General features: G+C 56.4%; 20 protein-coding genes. 12 read left to right on the top strand and 8 right to left on the bottom strand.

Features of this window, described 5'->3' with window-relative positions; translation table 11 throughout:
• Positions 1-153 precede the first annotated feature (153 nt).
• Positions 154-1,014 carry an OKP family broad-spectrum class A beta-lactamase gene (blaOKP, locus tag ACOI7Z_RS03285; protein ID WP_420701972.1) on the top strand — a complete coding sequence of 287 codons (861 nt, stop codon included), beginning with the start codon at positions 154-156 and terminating at the stop codon, positions 1,012-1,014.
• Between the two features lie 20 nt (positions 1,015-1,034).
• Here blaOKP and ACOI7Z_RS03280 read toward each other — a convergent pair whose 3' ends face one another.
• Entirely contained in the window at positions 1,035-1,796 is a 762-nt protein-coding gene (locus ACOI7Z_RS03280) for a DeoR/GlpR family DNA-binding transcription regulator (RefSeq protein WP_023289604.1), read from the bottom strand.
• 261 nt (positions 1,797-2,057) lie between these two features.
• On the opposite strand from ACOI7Z_RS03280, the gene ltnD reads away from it, so the two are divergent.
• From ltnD to ACOI7Z_RS03255, 5 genes are read left to right on the top strand one after another with little or no spacing between them, the layout of a single operon-like run.
• Positions 2,058-2,960 carry an L-threonate dehydrogenase gene (gene ltnD / locus ACOI7Z_RS03275; protein WP_420701970.1) on the top strand — a complete coding sequence of 301 codons (903 nt, stop codon included), beginning with the start codon at positions 2,058-2,060 and terminating at the stop codon, positions 2,958-2,960.
• Between the two features lie 11 nt (positions 2,961-2,971).
• Entirely contained in the window at positions 2,972-4,237 is a 1,266-nt protein-coding gene (gene otnK / locus ACOI7Z_RS03270; protein WP_048297465.1) for a 3-oxo-tetronate kinase, read from the top strand.
• Positions 4,230-4,850: an aldolase gene (locus ACOI7Z_RS03265; RefSeq protein ID WP_065806325.1), complete on the top strand. Its 621-nt coding sequence runs from the start codon at positions 4,230-4,232 to the stop codon at positions 4,848-4,850. Before otnK ends, ACOI7Z_RS03265 begins: the two co-directional genes overlap by 8 nt.
• Before the next feature lie 4 nt (positions 4,851-4,854).
• Complete coding sequence (locus ACOI7Z_RS03260) at positions 4,855-5,637, top strand: HPr family phosphocarrier protein (RefSeq protein ID WP_137916277.1); 783 nt, start codon at positions 4,855-4,857, stop codon at positions 5,635-5,637.
• A gap of 56 nt (positions 5,638-5,693) precedes the next feature.
• The gene (locus ACOI7Z_RS03255) at positions 5,694-7,058 is read left to right on the top strand and encodes a GntP family transporter (RefSeq protein ID WP_023289599.1); all 1,365 of its coding nucleotides are present in this window, start codon (positions 5,694-5,696) and stop codon (positions 7,056-7,058) included.
• A 26-nt stretch (positions 7,059-7,084) separates the two neighbouring features.
• Here the strand turns inward: ACOI7Z_RS03255 and ACOI7Z_RS03250 are convergent, their stop codons facing one another.
• On the bottom strand, positions 7,085-7,993 hold the full coding sequence (locus tag ACOI7Z_RS03250; protein WP_087849197.1) for a helix-turn-helix domain-containing protein: 909 nt from the start codon (positions 7,991-7,993) through the stop codon (positions 7,085-7,087).
• A 311-nt stretch (positions 7,994-8,304) separates the two neighbouring features.
• On the opposite strand from ACOI7Z_RS03250, the gene kbvR reads away from it, so the two are divergent.
• A complete protein-coding gene (kbvR, locus tag ACOI7Z_RS03245; RefSeq protein WP_086076317.1) occupies positions 8,305-8,916 on the top strand; it encodes a LuxR family transcriptional regulator KbvR in 612 nt (203 codons plus the stop codon).
• A gap of 29 nt (positions 8,917-8,945) precedes the next feature.
• On the opposite strand, the gene ACOI7Z_RS03240 is transcribed toward kbvR, so the two are convergent.
• Positions 8,946-9,065, bottom strand: coding sequence for a small membrane protein (locus ACOI7Z_RS03240; RefSeq protein WP_137910593.1), 120 nt, complete (start codon positions 9,063-9,065; stop codon positions 8,946-8,948).
• Between the two features lie 397 nt (positions 9,066-9,462).
• On the opposite strand from ACOI7Z_RS03240, the gene ACOI7Z_RS03235 reads away from it, so the two are divergent.
• Positions 9,463-10,680 carry a diguanylate phosphodiesterase gene (locus tag ACOI7Z_RS03235; RefSeq protein ID WP_065882330.1) on the top strand — a complete coding sequence of 406 codons (1,218 nt, stop codon included), beginning with the start codon at positions 9,463-9,465 and terminating at the stop codon, positions 10,678-10,680.
• Positions 10,681-10,700: 20 nt separating this feature from the next.
• Here ACOI7Z_RS03235 and ACOI7Z_RS03230 read toward each other — a convergent pair whose 3' ends face one another.
• The 3 genes from ACOI7Z_RS03230 to ACOI7Z_RS03220 all read right to left on the bottom strand — a co-directional run bounded on the left by ACOI7Z_RS03230 (position 10,701) and on the right by ACOI7Z_RS03220 (position 12,393).
• Positions 10,701-11,213: a 2-oxo-tetronate isomerase gene (locus tag ACOI7Z_RS03230; protein WP_137916278.1), complete on the bottom strand. Its 513-nt coding sequence runs from the start codon at positions 11,211-11,213 to the stop codon at positions 10,701-10,703.
• A 168-nt stretch (positions 11,214-11,381) separates the two neighbouring features.
• Complete coding sequence (locus tag ACOI7Z_RS03225; protein WP_023289594.1) at positions 11,382-11,855, bottom strand: Hsp20 family protein; 474 nt, start codon at positions 11,853-11,855, stop codon at positions 11,382-11,384.
• Between the two features lie 412 nt (positions 11,856-12,267).
• Positions 12,268-12,393: a hypothetical protein gene (locus ACOI7Z_RS03220; protein WP_369821819.1), complete on the bottom strand. Its 126-nt coding sequence runs from the start codon at positions 12,391-12,393 to the stop codon at positions 12,268-12,270.
• Between ACOI7Z_RS03220 and ACOI7Z_RS03215 the strand changes: the two genes are divergently transcribed.
• Together ACOI7Z_RS03215 and ACOI7Z_RS03210 are read left to right on the top strand one after the other, a co-directional pair.
• On the top strand, positions 12,344-12,448 hold the full coding sequence (locus ACOI7Z_RS03215) for a YnaM/YnfT family protein (protein WP_022065603.1): 105 nt from the start codon (positions 12,344-12,346) through the stop codon (positions 12,446-12,448). The two genes, ACOI7Z_RS03220 and ACOI7Z_RS03215, sit on opposite strands and share 50 nt — an antisense overlap.
• 340 nt (positions 12,449-12,788) lie before the next feature.
• Positions 12,789-13,460: an SOS response-associated peptidase gene (locus ACOI7Z_RS03210; RefSeq protein WP_137916279.1), complete on the top strand. Its 672-nt coding sequence runs from the start codon at positions 12,789-12,791 to the stop codon at positions 13,458-13,460.
• A gap of 79 nt (positions 13,461-13,539) precedes the next feature.
• On the opposite strand, the gene ACOI7Z_RS03205 is transcribed toward ACOI7Z_RS03210, so the two are convergent.
• Positions 13,540-14,076, bottom strand: a complete 537-nt coding sequence (locus ACOI7Z_RS03205; protein ID WP_023289592.1) for a GNAT family N-acetyltransferase — start codon at positions 14,074-14,076, stop codon at positions 13,540-13,542.
• 206 nt (positions 14,077-14,282) lie between these two features.
• Here ACOI7Z_RS03205 and ACOI7Z_RS03200 point away from each other — a divergent pair, with 206 nt between their 5' ends.
• A complete protein-coding gene (locus tag ACOI7Z_RS03200) occupies positions 14,283-15,176 on the top strand; it encodes a LysR family transcriptional regulator (protein ID WP_023289591.1) in 894 nt (297 codons plus the stop codon).
• Here ACOI7Z_RS03200 and ACOI7Z_RS03195 read toward each other — a convergent pair.
• Positions 15,171-15,773, bottom strand: a complete 603-nt coding sequence (locus ACOI7Z_RS03195; protein WP_137916280.1) for a LysE family translocator — start codon at positions 15,771-15,773, stop codon at positions 15,171-15,173. The genes ACOI7Z_RS03200 and ACOI7Z_RS03195 overlap by 6 nt on opposite strands.
• Before the next feature lie 30 nt (positions 15,774-15,803).
• Between ACOI7Z_RS03195 and ACOI7Z_RS03190 the strand changes: the two genes are divergently transcribed.
• Positions 15,804-15,968, top strand: a complete 165-nt coding sequence (locus tag ACOI7Z_RS03190) for a hypothetical protein (RefSeq protein WP_171003149.1) — start codon at positions 15,804-15,806, stop codon at positions 15,966-15,968.
• Positions 15,969-15,993: the final 25 nt, after the last annotated feature.

The raw sequence follows: 15,993 nt of genomic DNA, 5'->3' as shown, positions 1-15,993 counted from the left end.
TTAGGCTGAGCTAAATATTGATTATTCGAAATAAAAGATGACAAATGATGAAGGAAAAAAGAGGAATTGTGAATCAGCAAAACGCCAGGTTATTCTATTTTATCACTCCTCTACTCGCCTTTAATGGCCCTGATTCAAGGAAGTATTGCGGTTATGCGTTATGTTCGCCTGTGCCTTATCTCCCTGATTGCCGCCCTGCCACTGGCGGCATTCGCCAGCCCTCAGCCGCTCGAGCAAGTTACACGCAGCGAAAGTCAGCTGGCGGGCCGCGTGGGCATGTTAGAAATGGATCTGGCCAGCGGCCGCACGCTGGCCGCCTGGCGCGCCAGTGAGCGCTTTCCACTGATGAGCACCTTTAAAGTGCTGCTCTGCGGCGCGGTGCTGGCCCGGGTGGATGCCGGAGACGAACAGCTGGATCGGCGGATCCGCTACCGCCAGCAGGATCTGGTGGACTACTCCCCGGTCAGCGAAAAACACCTTGCCGACGGGATGACCGTTGGTGAACTCTGCGCCGCCGCCATCACCATGAGCGACAACAGCGCCGGCAATCTGCTGTTGAAGAGCGTTGGCGGCCCCGCGGGATTGACCGCTTTTCTGCGCCAGATCGGTGACAACGTCACCCGCCTTGACCGCTGGGAAACGGAGCTCAATGAAGCGCTTCCCGGCGACGTGCGCGACACCACCACCCCAGCCAGCATGGCCGCCACCCTGCGCAAGCTGCTAACCAGCCAGCGTCTGAGCGCCCGTTCGCAGCAGCAGCTGCTGCAGTGGATGGTGGACGACCAGGTGGCCGGTCCGCTGATCCGCGCCGTGCTGCCGGCGGGCTGGTTTATCGCCGATAAAACCGGGGCCGGCGAGCGGGGCTCACGCGGCATTGTCGCCCTGCTCGGCCCGAACGGCAAAGCGGAGCGCATCGTGGTGATCTATCTGCGGGATACGCCGGCGACCATGGCCGAGCGTAACCAGCAGATCGCCAGAATAGGCGCGGCGCTGATCGAGCACTGGCAGCGCTAGCCCGGCGAAGGCCGCGCGCCTTACCCGGCGCGCAGCACCTCGCAAGCGTGCCGGGCGATATGTGTGGCGGCAGCATCGGAGAGATGCCGGTCGGTAATGATGGTGGTAAAGCGGGTCAAGGGTAACGCCATAAACGTGGCCACCTGATTATATTTCGAACTGTCGCACAGCAGGATGCTTCTGGCGCTGACCTGGCTGACGGTCTCCTTGACGGTGACCTTGTTCTCATCAGGGGTGAATATCCCGCGACTGTCCCAGCCGCTGGCGGAGATAAAGGCCGTATCGATAGCCAGGTGGCGTAACGTACGCGCCGCCGATTCGCCCACGCAGGAGCGGTTCTCCCGGCACAGGGTGCCGCCGGTGTGGATCACGCCGCACTGGCTGGCATCGATCAGCAGCTGGGTTATCTCAAAATCGTTGGTGACCACCTGCAGGTCGTCCCGGTCGAGGATCGCCCGCGCCAGCGCCAGGGTGGTGGTGCCGGCATCGAGATAGATGCAGCTGTTTTTGGCGATGTGACTGGCCGCCAGCGCGCCGATGGCCTGTTTCTCTTCACTCTGTAGAGTGCTTTTCACCAGATGACTGGGCTCTGCGGCCAGACGGCTGACGGCGCGCACGCCGCCCGAGACGCTGACCAGCAGCCCCTGTTCTTCCAGCTTACTGACATCGCGACGGATAGTCATATGGGACACGCCGAGGATCTCCGTCAGCTCATTAATGCTCACCGCCCCGCGCTGCTCCACCAGGGCTAAAATACGCTGATGACGTTCTATTGGAATCACCGCTCTCCCCTTACCATTTTTTCACACCAGAGTTTACCACTCACGCCGGGAACCTGAAGATCCCCTGTGCTGTTATCGCGCTTGACCGCTGTTTTTTACGCTATTTTAGGGCAAGAATCGCCGTCGCGCAGCCACTTTCCGTCTGTGAATTTTTTATATTCATGTGGGTTATTCGTGATAACTCTCACATAATTTCACATGGCAACGCTTTATTCTATCATTAAATCACATTAATTAACGAATATTCACAAGGAGACCGTCATGACTGCACACACTAACGTCTGCGTGATTGGACTGGGTTCGATGGGCATGGGCGCCGCCCGCGCCTGCCTGCAGGCGGGCCTGAACACCTGGGGCGTTGACATCAATCCCGACAACTGTCGCGCACTGCTGGCGGCGGGCGCCAAAGGCGCGGGCCCCAGCGCGGTGCCGTTCGCCGCGGAACTGGATGCAGTTGTGCTGCTGGTGGTCAATGCCGCCCAGGTTCGGGGGATCCTGTTCGGCGAGAGCGGCCTCGCCGCCCATCTGAAGCCGGGTACCGCGGTGATGGTGTCGTCAACCATCGCCTCCGCCGATGCCCAGGCGATTGCCGCGGCGCTGGCGGAATACCAGCTATTGATGCTCGACGCGCCGGTATCGGGCGGCGCGGTGAAAGCGGCCGCCGGCGACATGACGGTGATGGCCTCCGGGAGCGATGCCGCCTTCGCCCGCCTCGCGCCAGTACTGGACGCGGTGGCCGGCAAAGTCTACCGCATCGGGAGCGACATTGGCCTCGGTTCGACGGTAAAAATCATCCATCAGCTGCTGGCCGGGGTGCATATCGCCGTCGCCGCCGAAGCGATGGCCCTCGCCGCCCGCGCCGGCATCCCGCTGGAGACGATGTACGACGTGGTGACCCACGCGGCGGGTAATTCGTGGATGTTTGAGAATCGTATGCAGCACGTCCTGGATGGCGATTACTCGCCAAAATCCGCCGTCGATATTTTTGTCAAAGATCTCGGCCTGGTGAATGACACCGCCCGGGCGCTGACCTTCCCGCTGCCGCTCGCCACCACCGCGCTGAATATGTTCACCTCCGCCAGCAACGCCGGATTCGGCCGGGAAGATGACAGCGCGGTGATCAAGATCTTCAACGGCATTACCCTGCCGGGCCATAAACAGTGAGGAGAGACAAGATGCAGCTTGGTGTCATTGCCGATGACTTTACCGGCGCCACGGATATTGCCAGCTTCCTCGTACGCAACGGCATGGCGACGGTGCAGCTAAACGGCGTACCGCCCCACGAACTGCCGCTGACCAGCGAAGCGGTGGTGATCAGCCTGAAAACGCGCTCCTGCCCGGTGGAAACCGCCGTCAGCCAGTCGCTGGCGGCCCTGCGCTGGCTGCAGGCCCGGGGCTGTCAGCAATTTTATTTTAAGTATTGTTCCACGTTCGACAGCACCGCGCAGGGCAATATTGGCCCGGTACTGGATGCTCTGCTGGCAGAGCTGGGCGAGACCCGGACGGTGATTTCCCCGGCGCTGCCGGTAAACGGCCGCACGGTCTATCAGGGGTATCTGTTTGTCGGCCAGCAGTTACTCAATGAGTCCGGGATGCGCCACCATCCGGTGACGCCGATGGAAGATGCCCACCTGGGCCGCTTAATTGAGCGCCAGGGCGGCGGAAAAGCGGCGCTGATCGCCTGGCCGATTATCGATCAGGGGCCGGAGGCGGTCGCTGCCGCGCTGGCGGCCATCAGCGATCCGGCGGTGCGCTATGTGGTGCTCGACGCCCTCAGTGAACAGCATTTGCTGACTCAGGGGGCGGCGCTGCGGGAGATGAAGCTGGTCTCCGGCGGCTCTGGTCTCGCCATCGGCCTCGCCCGCGACTGGGCGCAGCGCCACGGAACCCAGGGTGAAGGATCCCAGGCGGGCATGCCGCTGCCCGGCCCGGCGGTAGTGCTCTCGGGCTCCTGTTCGCTGATGACCAACAGCCAGGTGGCGGCCTATCGTGAACAGGCTCCCGCCCGCGCCGTCGACTTAAGCGCCTGCTTTACCGATCTGGAGGGCTATGCCGGGACGCTGGCGGCCTGGGTGGACGCAAACCGCGATTCGCCGCTGGCGCCGATGGTCTATGCCACGACTGAGCCGCAAACGCTGCAGCGGATCCAGGCGCAGTATGGCGACAAGGCCAGCAGCGAACGGGTGGAACAGCTGTTCGCCGCCCTCGCCGCCGCGCTGAAGGAGAAAGGGTTCACCCGGTTTATTGTGGCCGGAGGGGAAACGTCGAGCATTGTGGCGCAGACGCTGGGGGTCGAGGCGTTCCATATCGGGCCGACGATCTCCCCTGGGGTTCCCTGGGTGCGTGACACCCGCCAGCCGCTCTCCCTGGCGCTGAAGTCAGGTAATTTCGGCGATATCCAGTTCTTTGCCCGTGCCCAGCAGGAGTTTTGTCATGACTGAGCAACAGCTGCGAGATGAGATGGTGCAGATTGGCGCCTCGTTGTTTAACCGCGGTTATGCCACCGGCTCCGCCGGCAATCTGTCGCTCCTGCTGCCGGACGGCAACCTGCTGGCGACGCCGACCGGCTCCTGCCTGGGCGAGCTGCAGGCCCAGCGGTTGTCGGTGGTCACCCTGCAAGGCGAATGGATCGCCGGCGACAAACCGTCGAAAGAGATCGCTTTTCACCGGGCGGTCTATTTACATAACCCGGCCTGCAAGGCGATCGTCCACTTGCATAGCCACTATCTGACCGCGCTCTCCTGCCTGCAGGGGCTCGATCCGCACAATTGTATTCGCCCCTTTACTCCCTACGTGGTGATGCGGGTCGGCGACGTCCCGGTGGTTCCCTACTACCGACCGGGCGACGACCGCATTGCCGAGGCGCTGGCCGGCCTGGCACCGCGCTATAACGCTTTTTTACTGGCCAACCATGGTCCGGTGGTCACTGGCTCATCGCTGCGCGAAGCCACCAATAATACCGAAGAGCTGGAAGAGACCGCGCGGCTGATGTTTACCCTCGGCAATCGCGAGATCCGTTACCTGACCGCTGACGAAGTGGATGAACTGAGATAAAACCATGCCAAAATTTGCTGCAAATTTATCCATGCTGTTTACCGAACTGCCGTTCCTGGACCGCTTTGCCGCCGCCGCCCGCGCCGGTTTCGAAGCCGTGGAGTTTCTGTTCCCCTATGAGTATGCCGCCGGGGAAATTAAACAGCGCCTGCAGGAAAACCAGCTGCAGCTGGTGCTGTTCAATACCCCGCCCGGCGACGTTAACGCCGGGGAATGGGGACTCGCCGCCCTACCGGGCAGGAGCGCCGAGGCCCGGCGTGATATCGAGCTGGCGCTGGAGTATGCCTGCCAGCTGGATTGTCCGCAGGTGCATGTTATGGCCGGCGTGGTGCAGTCGGGGATGGATCGCGCGGCCTGCGAGGCGGAGCTTTTCGATAACCTGCGCTACGCCGCTGAGCGCTTTGCCCGCCACGGCAAGCGGGCGCTTATTGAAGCCCTGAATCCGCAGACCAAACCGGGCTATTTCTACCACAGTCAATATCAGACGCTGGAGATAGCGCAGCGGGTCGACCGGCCAAACATCGCCGTGCAGTTAGATCTGTTTCATGCGCAGAAAGTGGACGGCAATTTAAGCCATCTTATTACCGAGTATGCCGGTCAGTACCGCCATATTCAGATAGCCTCCCTGCCCGACCGCCATGAACCGGACGAGGGCGAGATTAATTATTCATGGATCTATGCGTTGCTGGATAACGTCGGCTATGACGGTTGGATCGGCTGCGAATATATCCCCAGGGCGGATACCCTTTCCGGACTGGAATGGTTCTCGCCCTACCGGAAAAAATAAAGCGCGGTTCTAAAAATATAACTCTCTGTACACCTGTTAATACCCGAGGCAAAACTATGTCGACATCGGCGCTGTTACTTATTGCGTTAGCCAGCGTAGTGCTGTTGCTCCTGCTGGTGATCAAAGCGAAAGCGCATCCTTTTGTGGCGCTCCTGATCGTCAGCCTGCTGGTGGCGTTCGCCACCGGCATTCCGGCGGATAAAATCATTACCACCATTGAAAAAGGCATGGGCGGCCTGCTCGGCCACATCGCCAGCATAATTATTTTGGGATCAATGCTGGGGGTGCTTATTGAAATATCCGGCGGCGCCGAATCGCTGGCGAAAACGCTGACCGGCGTGCTGGGTTCTAAACGGACTATTGCCGCCTTAACCATCGTGGCTTTTATTCTCGGCACGCCAGTCTTCTTTGAAGTCGGCTTTATTATCATCATTCCGTTAATTTACGGCTTCAGTAAAGTCGCCCATCTGTCGCCGCTGAAATTTGGCCTACCGATGGCCGGAGTGATGTTAACCGTCCATGTGGCATTGCCAACCCACCCTGGCGCGGCGGCTGCGGCAGGTATTCTGCATAGCGATGTCGGCTGGTTGATGCTGGCGGGAATTGGAGTGTCGATCGTCGTGGGTATCGTGGGCTATTTTGTCGCCCGGTCTATCAATCAGCGCCATTATCATCTGTCGATTAACGTGCTGGAACAGCAGCAAACGGCCGAGGTGCCCGACCTCTCCGTCAACGCCCAGCAGACCCGACTGGCGCCGCCGAATGCGCTGGTTATCGGCGGGCTGATCGTGGTGCCCATCGTGCTGATTGTTTCCGGAACGCTGTGTCAGGCCCTGCTGCTGCCGGATAACGCGATTCGCCAGCTGATGACCGTCATTGGCACCCCGCCCGTCGCCCTGCTGATCTCCCTGGGGCTGGCCAGCTGGACGCTGGGCATCCGGCGGGGGATGAACCTGAAAAAGCTGGGAGAAGTCACCGGCAGCGCGATCCCCTCCTCGGCGGACGTGATCCTCGTCGCCGGCGCCGGCGGCGCCTTTGGCGGGGTGCTGGTCGCCTCCGGCATCGGCAATGCCTTAGCCGAGGCGCTGGAGACGATTCATCTGCCGCTGATGCCCGCCGCTTTCCTGCTGTCGCTGGTGCTTCGGGCCTCGCAGGGCTCGGCCACCGTGGCGATCCTCACCACCTCCGGCCTGCTGTCACAGGCGGTTGTCGGGCTGGAGCCGCTGCAGCTGGTGCTGGTGACGCTGGCGACCTGTTTCGGCTCGCTCGGGTTATCGCACGTTAACGACGCCGGGTTCTGGGTGGTCACGCGCTATCTCGGGCTCTCGGTGCCGGACGGGCTCAAAACCTGGACCGTACTGACCACCATCATGGGGGTGACGGGCTTCCTGATCACCTGGCTGCTGTGGTTTGTACTGTAATATTCACCCGGGTGGCTCCGGCCACCTTATCGTGTCCCCTTCGCGGGGACTAACTCATTATCGCTGCCCGGCAGCTGGCCTCCCGCTGACTGCGTCACCGGTATAAAATAGCGTACGTGATAGCGCTTCTCCTCTGCCTCTCCTCCTTCCGCATGACGGGTCATGAAGCATTCAATGTCATGCCCATCCCGACGGCTTACCCCCAGCGTTGGCAACTGTTCCAGATAGAGATCGCTGGACAAACGGGCATAGCGTGACCAGCTGCCGTAGAATTCAACCCCCACATACAGCCCCGACCGGGTGGTCAACGCGGACGACGGCTTTCGCGCCTCGTGACAACCGACAAAGGCGTTAACCTCGACGTTAAGCTCATTTTGACTCGCTGCCGCGTAATCGGAGAGTATGGAAAGCGAACCGCCTCCAGCGGCGAAAAAACGGTCAACCTTTTGTCTGATAGCCGTCTTGGCGGTACTTTGCAACACCATATCCGACAGGCGCAGTTCATACTTCATCGGGTAGCCATAATAGACCCGCTCCGGCAGGGAACAGATCCGAGCCAAAGGCAGGCTCTCATCATCCGTGGGGAATTTTTTTAACAGTTTTGCCGTGTCCCAGTGCGCCGCGCAGCGGTACTCCCGTGGCGAAAGTGAGAAACGTTTCTTAAATTCCCGGGAGAAGGTCTGCGGCGAATCGTAACTTAACTGCCAGGCTATGGCGGCGATCGGTTGCCGCGTTAAACGCAGACTGACCGCTGCGATGGTCAGCCGCCGCAGGCGAATATACTGCCCGATGGGTAACCGGCCATATTGATAAAACACCTCGTACACAAACCGACGCGAATAGCCCATATACTGCGCCAGGTCATCGATCGCCGGGTTACAGTAGATATTATCCTCCAGCCACGCCAGCATTTTTAAATAGAGCATTTGCTTCATAAGCACCACATACTTCCTGTAATCTTGTCCTCCGCTAATTTTAGCAACAGATACTGGCTGCCACTAAGCTTTTTATGCATCGCAAAAATAAAAAAATTACCAAAGCGCTTAAAACACCTTCAAATATATGCTTATCATTTTGTTTATTAGGAACTTTCGCATACCAACACACCGTTATCTCACTTTTCCTGGCAGATATTGCATTAATGAAAAACATCCCTTAGATTACCCCAGCTAAAAAAGGCCTTCGCATCACCATTATATTCTTTAATTTATTCTGACACTTTTTTCATACCCCACAGGGAAGTTATATGACGAATTTTTTGATCAATATAAAAAATCACTATTTGCGAGTCGCTATTGCGGAGCTGGTGGATGAAGCGATGAAGACCTACGGGGGATCAGCGTATCAGTTTTCTCAACAATGGAACGCGGATGGGATGGCGCAAGCTAATGTGATCTTCACGGAAATGGTGGCGGGAGAATGGTACCTGTGTCATGACCTGTTTCAGCATGCCCCAGAGCAATACACGCTTTTTATTTTTCAGGACAATGAACAAGCTACCGCCGAAGAGGGTTTACCCAACTGTCTGCGTCAGGCGGTGTTTATGCCTCCCCACGCTCCCGTTCAGCGTCTTAAAGATGAGATAGCCAGCGCGATTCAGCGCCCCTTGCCACCTCAGCAAGACCCGTCCTTCAATCGCCTGCGGCGTTGCATCAATTGCGCCTGCAAGTCGGTCAGCGATGCGCAAACCAAAGTCATTTACGCGTTCAGTATTGGTCTAAGTCCGCATGAAGTCGCCGCGGCGCTAAAAATTAGCCACAAAACCATTCACTCGCATAAAAAGAATATTATGAGCAAGTTCAATTTGCACAGCCGCCAGCAATTTAACAACCTCGTAAAACTACTCGCCAGACGTTAATACAATCGTCATTATATTACCTCTGCAGATTATCTTCTGGAACGGAAGACGTAGCGTCTTTTGCGTCTTTCCTGAATATAAGAAAGACCACTCCACAAAGAAATGACGGGACAAAAAATCAGACACAAAATAATAAATAAGTCGCTCATATCAGACCTGAAAAAAGGAATTAAACTTACGTTGATAATATGGATTTGCTTTTAATCAGGCAAGACCAGCATCTCTTTTTGAGAGCGGGTAATATAATGGCAGGATAATTCCTGGTGGCGAATGTTAACCGATAATTTAAGGAGGTGGGCCTATACCACAGGAGGAGTGAGCGGCCTGATTCCCCCTTTTGCATTGTAAATGAGAAAAAGATAGCTAAACCTCAGATTCCCTGTAGAGTGAAGGTAATCACAAAGTGAAGCTCCCGTTCCGCGTAGCGGACATCACGGTTGGTTAAATGTCAGAAAAAACAGCCACACTTCTCTGGGGGTCTGGCCATACCTCCCTCAATACGCGCTGTGCGGACCATCACGCGCTGCCGCAGCGACCGGAATGATTATGCTAACCACCCTGATATACCGCAGCCAGGTTAATCCTGCCCGCCCGCCCACCGATCTCGACGCTTTAATTCATCGCGCCAGCGGGAAAAACATGCCTCTTGGCATCACCGGTATTCTGCTGTTTAACGGGCTGCAGTTCTTCCAGGTGCTGGAGGGAAGCGAGGAGGATCTTGAGTCGTTATTCCACGAGATACAGAGCGATCCGCGCCATCGCGACGTGGTGGAACTGATGCGCGACTATTCGGCCTACCGTCGTTTTCACGACACCGGAATGCGCCTGCTGGATCTTCGTCTTTTCGAAGCCGACAGCGCGCTGGAGGAGCTCCTGCGCTTTAGCTCGTTTGGGGTCACCGATCCGGTCAACGACCGGATGTTCCGCCTGATTAGCGCCTTTATCGCCGACGGTGGGCGCTATTGTCTGCCTGAGCCGCTGCAGCCTTCTCGCTGGACGATGATGCCTGCCCCGGCCACTGCCATCGCGCGCCACCTGCCCGATCAACCTTGCCAGTTTGCCCTGCAGGCCATCGTCGAGCCGGCCAAAAAGCGGGTCTCTTCCTTTGAAGCGCTGATCCGCAGCCCCACCGGCGGATCTCCTGTAGAGATGTTTGCCGCCATCCCGGCGGAGGATCGCTACCGTTTCGACCTCGAGAGCAAAGCGTATGCCTTCTCTCTCGCCGGTCAGTTACCGCTTGGTAAACACCAGTTGGCCATTAACCTGCTGCCCGGTTCGCTGTATAACCACCCTGACGCCGTAGGCTGGCTGATGAACAGCCTGCTGGCGGCCGGCCTCCGACCGGACCAGGTGCTGATAGAGGTTACCGAAACGGAGGTGATCACCTGCTTTGACCAGTTCCGCAAGGTGCTCAAAGCGCTGCGCGTCGCGGGCATGAAGCTGGCCATCGACGACTTTGGTGCGGGTTACTCCGGCCTGTCGTTACTGACCCGCTTTCAGCCCGATAAAATCAAAGTGGATGCGGAGCTGGTGCGCAATATTCATATCAGCGGCGCCAAGCAGGCGATTGTCGCCTCGGTCGTGCGCTGCTGCGAGGATTTGGGCATCACGGTGGTGGCGGAAGGCGTCGAAACCCTGGAAGAGTGGTGCTGGCTGCAGTCGGTGGGCATTCGCCTGTTTCAGGGGTTCCTTTTCTCCCGACCGTGCCTGAACGGCATCGGGGAAATTTGCTGGCCGATAGCGCGTCAGGCAACGGATCTGTAAGGCCGCGGTAGTCGGCAGCGTCACTGCCAGTGGGGGAGCTTTTCACCCAGCGCCGCCAGGGCGAAGCGCACCGCTTTCGCCACCACTGTCTCGCAGTCGCCGGTAAAGCGCAGCCGTTGAGTTTCGATCTGGCCGCGAAAGTTCCAGGCAAACCATACCGTGCCGGCGGGGGTACCATCCTCTCCCCCCTCCGGTCCCGCATAGCCGCTGATGGCGATGGCGATGTCGGCCCCGGCTATCGCCAGCATACCGCTGGACATCTCCTTCACGCACGCTTCGCTGACAGCGCTGTGTTCCGCCAGGGTTTCCGCGCGCACCCGCAGCACATTGCGCTTGGCTTCATCGCTGAAGGTGACCACGCCGGTATCATAAAAGGCCGCAGTATCAGCCTGAGCACAGAGCGCTGCCGCCAGATTGCCGCCGGTGCAGGATTCCGCAGTGGTGAGCCGCCAGCCGCGCGCGATAAGCGCCCGGGCCACCTCGGCGGTCAGTTGATGAGTATGTTGTGCGTCTTTATCGATCTCGTCAGCCATTCTCACTCCTCGCCGAATTTGAAAAGTATCACCGCCACACTGCCCTGTTAACAGGATAGCATAGTGATTTCTCTCGTCGCCTGGAGGCCGTTTACGCCACCTTGAGTGGATAAAATAAAGGCCCGCAGCGCGGGCCTTGAAAGGAACTACCTCGGCACAGAAGCGGAATCACACTTTGTGTTCGATCACCCGCCCCTGGTTCTCAATGGCAATTTTGCGCGGTTTTTCGCTCTCGGGGATCTCCTGATGGATAGCAATTTTTAAGATCCCGCTCTCCAGCTGCGCCTGATTAATCTGGGCGTGTTCGGGAAGCGAAAAACTAAGCTGGAAATCAGCCCGGCGAATGCCTTTATAAATCCAACCCTGGCTGTTTCCGGAATGATTTTCGGTTTGCGCGCGTTTACCGGTAATATGCAGATTACCGCCTACGGTCTCTATTTCCAGTTCATCATCTTTCCAGCCAGGCACGCTGACGCTGAGCAGGAAATTACTGTCATCCACTTTCTGTAAATCGTAGGCTGGTAAGGTCCCCACCGGCGTATCGCCCGTTAACTGGCTGAAAAGACGGTCGATACGGTTAAAGCGATCGGCAAAAAGGGAATCAGCAAATACCGGGAGTGCTGACAAGGTTTTGAGTGCCATAATTAACCTCCTGAATATCCATTCAAAAGCTCAACATGAAGGCAAGCATTGCTTGTCCGCTTTATAAAATAATAGCTAAAGCGCGTTTTTCAAGACCTGAAATAAAAAAATTTCTTCGTCAGTCACAGAAACAAATAACCAGGTCAGGTGGCAAAGTGACCCCCGCCAGACGGCGGGGGCTGGGGTGCTTCTGAGTCCCATAACTGATGCTGTTTAACATTCAATAAACAGAAGCGTCATGTATATATTACTTGTTCAAGGGGATGTCAACGCCCGAATCGCGCCCCCTCACCCGTCGCCCTGCAATAGCGCCACGAGAAATGCGGTTCCCCTGACGATCGTTTCGCCAGCTGCGGCGGCCTCGACATCACATTGGCCTCGCTGGCGCCAGTTGGAAGACACTGGCGAAAATTTACGCCGTCAGGGAAGGAACCTTTCTCATCCCTCCGTGCCTAATAACCTGCATACGCACTTTCTGAGGCATCACTATGACCGGCATTTTTATCTCTACCACCCTGTTCGCCCTCTTCGCGTCGATGTTGATCGGTCTGGGGATGGTATGGAAAGGCATCTCCAACAACCCGGATAACTAATCCTTTTTGGACGCCGTTGCCATTCACCTGATGCAGCGGCGGGTCAATACACCACCCTCTACCCCATCCACACTTCTTGTTCAGGCGACAAATGCTCAGTATTTGCGCCCGCGAACCCTTTTGCGAAATAAAAATTCACATGGCGAATGTGTAACTTCAATTAATATAGTTCAGGCCAGAATTAAGGCCTGCAATGTAGGCAACTTAAGTAGTATGTGCCTAAGCGTCAGCTATAAGCCTGCGAAAAGAATTCACAATCGCATGATTTCAAAATCATGTCTAACCGCGCCCCTTCCCTGCTGAACTATACTTTCCTTCAGATATCTGGCTGGAGGTGGCGATGTGCGGACGTTTTGCGCAAGCGCAGACGCGTGAAGCATACCTGGCGTTTCTCGCAGAAAAGGCCGAACGCGATATCCCCTGGGACCCGGAGCCCATTGGGCGGTATAACGTCGCGCCAGGGACAAAAGTGTTACTCCTGAGTGAAAGGAATGAGCAACTCCACCTCGATCCCGTTCACTGGGGCTATGCGCCGGGATGGTGGGATAAATCACCGCTGATTAATGCCCGGGTTGAAACCGCTGCCACCAGCAGGGTGTTCAAACCGCTGTGGCAGCACGGGCGGGCGATCTGCTTCGCCGATGGCTGGTTTGAATGGAAAAAGGTCGGAGGCAAAAAGCAGCCCTACTTCATTCAGCGAAAGGATGGCCAGCCGATATTTATGGCCGCTATTGGCAGCACCCCCTTCGAACGCGGGGACAGCGCCGAAGGATTTTTGCTGGTGACCGCTGCCGCCGATCGCGGTCTTGTCGATATACATGACCGCCGGCCTCTGGTCCTGACGTCGGAAGCCGCCCGGGAATGGATGAGGCAGGATCTCACCGGCGCGGAAGCGGAGGAGATTGCCAGGGACGGAAGCGTCTCCGCCGACGATTTCACCTGGCACGCGGTATCGCGGGCGGTCGGCAATCTGAACAATCAGGGGCCAGCGTTAATTGAGCCAGTAGAGTGAGCGCCTCACTCTGTGGCCGATCCCCCGCCTGATGCGCCGGCTGCGGTGCGATCCAGCCTTGCCAATAAGCCCCCGCGGGTTATCCCGACTGGCTTAACCACTCGCTTAAGGTCAACGAATAAAGCAGACTCGGCGGCGCATTTTCTATATCGGCAATCTCGTTGATGAACCTCAAGCCTGCTTTCTCGAGCACTTTTCGCGAGGCCAGGTGATTCGCCCTCACCACCGCTGAAATCTCCGTGAGTTTGATCGCCTCGAAGCCATATCTTACCGCCGAGGTCGCGAGGTCGGTGGCCAGCCCTTTTCCCCATGCTTCTGTTGCGAATCGATAGCCAAGATTGTTGAGGATGACATCGTTATAGCGACGAATAGTTAAGCCGCCAAAGCCAATGATTTTTTCCGGAGCATCACGCGCCGATATGGCCCAGTTGCCAAACCCGCGATCGTGCCAGTGGGCAAGCCAGCGCTGGAGAACCGTACTGGCATAGTCAATATCCGGGTAGGGTCCTGCGGGGTTAAAGGTATTAGTCGCCGGATCGCCATAAATTCGGTAAAGATCGGCGACATCTTCAGCCATGACTGGGCGAAGACGCAGGCGATGAGTCTCAATATGCAAACGTATCTCCTTGACGAGTGAGGTGGCCCGCGACGCTTCGCGAACCCTCCCTGCCGTGGTGGATGCCTGGGACTTGTTCAAGCGGACCTGAGAAGCGCGATTAAACAGATACTTCCGGCAATAAAAATAGGATATGTTAATCCGGAAACGGGATCCCCTTTTGTCGGCGCCACGCATATCGTTACCGAGTGAAAACAGGACTGTAAATGATCGATGACATCCGCTACCTGATAGTCTTTGCCAAAATTGTCGAGAGCGGTTCTGTTTCAGGCGGCGCCGCGGCGTTAGGGTTGTCGACCGCAACAGCAAGCGCACATTTATCCAGGCTTGAGAAAAACCTTAACAGCGCTTTGCTCTACAGAAATACCCGAAAGCTTTCTCTAACACAAGATGGCGAAAGTGTGCTGGAGACCGCCAGGTCGATGCTCGAGCTTTATGAAAAAGGCGTCATTGAGTTTAAGCAACGTTCGGTATCCACAGCCGGTAAGCTGCGTATTTCCATACCTGCCGTTTTTTTAAACAGCCCATTCACTCACCATCTTGCAAATTTCATTAAAGAGAACCCGGATATTGCTCTGAGCATTTCTTATAGTGACCTGCGCGAGGACATTATTGCCGACAGTATTGATGTCGCCTTTCGCATTGGCGAGCTCCCCGATAGCGCTCTCAAGGCACGGCACCTGTTTGTTCTGCCGCGAAAGCTGGTGGCAGCAAAGGGCTTTCTCCTGCGCTATCCCCCCATTGATCATCCCGCTATGCTTGAATCAATGCCGTGGATTGGGCTGACGATGAGGGAGAATGTGCGCGAGTTCAGACATCGCAACGGCGAACAGGCGATAATAAAGTATACACCCGGCGTGTATGTCGATAGTGTTGAAGCCGCCTATGCCCTTGCCAGACAACAAATTGGCCTGGCCGCTCCGCCGCGTTTTCTCTGCGAAAAGGATATCCGCCGCGGCGACATGCAGGAACTACTTCCTGACTGGTCATTAGCCCCGCTAAAAGTGTATGCCCTATGGCCTGGCAATATTTCAGTTAGCGGCGCGGCCTATAAACTGATTAATTATATCTATAATGCCATTGAACATCAGCCGCTATGAATAGGTAATATACTGCGAATACAGTATGTAACCCGCAGTCATGCACAATAATCCGCCCATCACCAGATTAAACAGGCGGATCTGTGCTCTGCTTTTGAGAATCGCTGACATTTTATCACCGAATATCGCCCAGGCCGCCAGGGACAGATAGCAGACAAAAAAGTAGATGATAATAAATAGCGATATACTCAGGCGCGACGAGGGTTCAGAAAACAAGGCGACGCCAGAGGCACAGGCAGCCCAGGCTTTAGGATTGAGCCATTGCATTAAAAAACCCTGCGCAAACCCCGGCGCCTGTGCTTTTTTCAGTGTCCATTCCGGATGTGAAGTAGCAATTTTATAGCCCTGAAACAAGATAAATAACGAACCAACGATATTCAGATAGCTAAAAAACCAGGGGGACGTTGCGATGGCCGCGTAGAGTCCAAAACTAATAAAGACCAGTAACAATGTAAAACCAATAGTGGCGCCCGAGACGAAAGAAAATGTTTTTCTGAATCCATGCGCAGCGCCGGAAGAGATAATAATCATATTAACCGGACCTGGCGAAAATGACAGGGCCAGCGCAAACATAAGCATAGTAACAATCAAAACCATTTATTTATCCGTTTTCCAGGGAGAGATATCGTGGCAGGTGGTTTTATTACCACCTGCATGAGGTTATTGAAAGACTACCTCGATATCGCAACGGGATTAAGTGGCTTTTCTCTAAATGTGTATTTGATTATTTTCGCGCTATTTCTCCTGACCGGCGCCTGGCGCAATCCCCTGCGATCAAAGCACGGCCAGTGAAAAGCGCCTGATAAGGAAAACACCC

This window comes from Klebsiella sp. C283 (assembly GCF_048822555.1).
GTDB lineage: Bacteria > Pseudomonadota > Gammaproteobacteria > Enterobacterales > Enterobacteriaceae > Klebsiella > Klebsiella quasipneumoniae.
The sequence above is the reverse complement of the archived record's forward strand: the minus strand, read 5'-3'. Positions and strand labels throughout refer to the sequence as shown.